The sequence below is a fragment of the Cyanobium sp. NIVA-CYA 375 genome (assembly GCF_056108345.1).
In genome coordinates this window covers 1-2,486 of the sequence record NZ_JBSYHW010000152.1, presented here as the reverse complement: position 1 = coordinate 2,486, position 2,486 = coordinate 1, and the positions used below count along the sequence as shown (strand labels likewise).

Annotated in this window: 2 protein-coding genes; both read left to right on the top strand. The window is 69.2% G+C overall.

Features of this window, described 5'->3' with window-relative positions; translation table 11 throughout:
* The first annotated feature begins 205 nt into the window (after positions 1-205).
* Complete coding sequence (locus tag AC01FP_RS16950) at positions 206-1,399, top strand: DegT/DnrJ/EryC1/StrS family aminotransferase (protein ID WP_474481848.1); 1,194 nt, start codon at positions 206-208, stop codon at positions 1,397-1,399.
* Positions 1,396-2,486, top strand: a 1,091-nt coding sequence (locus AC01FP_RS16945; RefSeq protein WP_474481846.1) for a DegT/DnrJ/EryC1/StrS family aminotransferase, incomplete at its 3' end; no start/stop codon positions are given. The genes AC01FP_RS16950 and AC01FP_RS16945, both read left to right, overlap by 4 nt.

Sequence of the window (2,486 nt, the reverse complement as noted above, 5' to 3'; positions counted from 1 at the left end):
TGCAGCCGGGCTCCTTCGTAAACTCCAGGCTTGGATCAGTCGGAGTTGCCGCGCCTCGTTCGAGGCCTTGCCGGATACCGGCAATGCAGTCCCCGGCTCCAGCCCCGGAAGCCGTGCGGGTCTGCGTTCGCAGGCTGCGGGTTTCCTTCACCCCCAGGCGAGCCTGGCTCGCAAATCATCACTCACTCATTCACAGGGCCGGTTCATGAATGCTCCCGTGTCGGATGCTCGCTCGTTGCCACCGGTTCGCGACAAGTCGCGATTCCTCACCTTCGGCGCACCCGCCATCGAAGACGCCGAGATCCAGGAGGTCCTGGCCACGATGAAGAGCGGCTGGCTCGGAACCGGCCCGCGCGTGGCGCGTTTCGAGCGCGACATCATGGCCTACAAGGGCGTGTCGCATGCCGCTGCCGTCAACTCCTGCACGGCCGCGCTGCACCTGAGCCTGCTGGCCTCGGGGCTGAAGCCCGGTGATGAGGTCATCACCACGCCGATGACCTTCTGTGCCACCGTCAACGCCATCATCCATGCCGGCGCGACGCCGGTGCTGGCCGACATCGACCCGGTGACGCTGAACATCGATCCGGCCCAGGTCCTGCAGAAGCTCACGCCGCGCACGCGGGCCATGGTGCCGGTGCACTTTGCCGGCCGCCCTTGCGAGATGGACGCGTTGAGCGAGATCGCCAGCCGGCACGGGCTGGTGATGATCGAGGACTGCGCTCACGCCATCGAGACCGAGTACCACGGGCGCAAGGCCGGCACCTTCGGCGCTTTCGGTTGTCTGAGCTTCTACGCCACCAAGAACGTCGTCACGGGCGAGGGCGGCATGGTCATCACCAACGACGAGGCCCACGCGGCCCGCGTCAAGGTGCTGGCCTTGCACGGGATGAGCAAGGACGCCTGGAAGCGCTTCGGCGACGAAGGCTTCAAGCACTACCAGGTGGTGGAGGTCGGGTTCAAGTACAACATGATGGATCTGCAGGCCGCCATCGGCATCCACCAGCTCGCGCGCGTGGAGCCGTACTGGCTGCGCCGGCGCGAACAGTGGCAGCGCTACGGGGCCGAGTTCGCGGCCCTGCCCCTGGGGCTGCCGGCCGATCCCGCGCCAGAGACCCGGCACGGCTACCACCTGTACACGGTGATGGTCGACGAGGCGCGCTGCGGCGTGAGCCGCGACGCCTTCCTCGATCGCATGACCCGCCAGGGCATCGGTGTCGGCGTGCACTACCTGTCGCTGCCCGAGCACCCTGTCTATCAGGAGCGCTTCGGCTGGCGGCCCGAGGACTACCCCCACGCCATGCGGGTGGGCCGTCAGATCGTCAGCCTGCCGATCTCGGCCAAGCTGACCCCCGCCGACGTCGACGACGTGATCGAGGCGGTGCACCGGGCCCTGGCTTGATCAAGCCTTGGCTGGTTCGCCGGGCGTTCCGGCGCCAGGTGGACAACCTGCGCCGCCGCATGGCCGGCGAGCGCGTCCGCCCCGTGCCGCTGTCCGGGATGACGCTGGACGCCGACGACGTGCGGATCGCCCGGGCGGCCCTGCGCCGCCGTGACGACTGGTTCGACCCGGCGCCCGTGCGGGCCTTCGAAAGCGAGTTCGCCCGCTGGAACGGCTCGCGCCATGCGTTTGCCTTCCTGGGGGGGCGGGTGGCCCTGAGCGCCTGCGTGCACGCGCTCGACCTGGGGCCGGGTGACGAGGTCGTGCTGCCCGGCTACACCTGCGTGGTGGTGCCCAATGCGCTCAAGTACGCCGGTGTCACGCCGGTCTACTGCGACATCGAACTCGACACCTACGGCCCGGACCTGGCCTCGGTGGAGGCGGCCATCACGCCCCGCACGCGGGCCATCTTGCTGCACCACCTCTTTGGCCTGGTCTGTCGGGACTACGCGGCCCTGCTCGAGCTCGGTCGCCGCCGCGGCCTGGCCATCATCGAGGACTGCGCGCACGCGACCGGCGCGGAGTTCCGGGGCGCCAAGGTCGGCACCGCCGCCACCGTGGCCTTCTACTCGAGCGAGCAGACCAAGGTCTTCAGCACGATCCAGGGTGGGGTGGCCGTCACCAACGACCCGGCGCTCGCGGCACGCATGGCCGAGTTCCAGGCCCGCAGCCCCGACGCCGCGCCCGCACGGCTGGACGCCCTGCTGCGCCAGGTGATCATCCAGCACTACAGCCACAAACATCCGCAGGGTTGGCTTCTGGGTGAGGTGATGGAGGTCGTGCACGGCGCGCCGGAGTTGATCTCCACGTCGGCCGAAGAGGTCGGGGGTCAGCGGCCGGCCGACTATGGCTGCCGCATGCCCGCGCCTGTCGCCCGGCTGGCCTCGAACCAACTGGGCAAGATCGACCGGTACAACGCCCGCCGCCGCGAGACGGCCTTGCACTGGGACGCGTGGTGCACCAGCCGCGGCATGGCGGCCGCCAAGGTACCAGCCAAAGCTGACGTCGGTCATCAGGTACTGGACAGAGGCATAGGCCTCAGCCACCG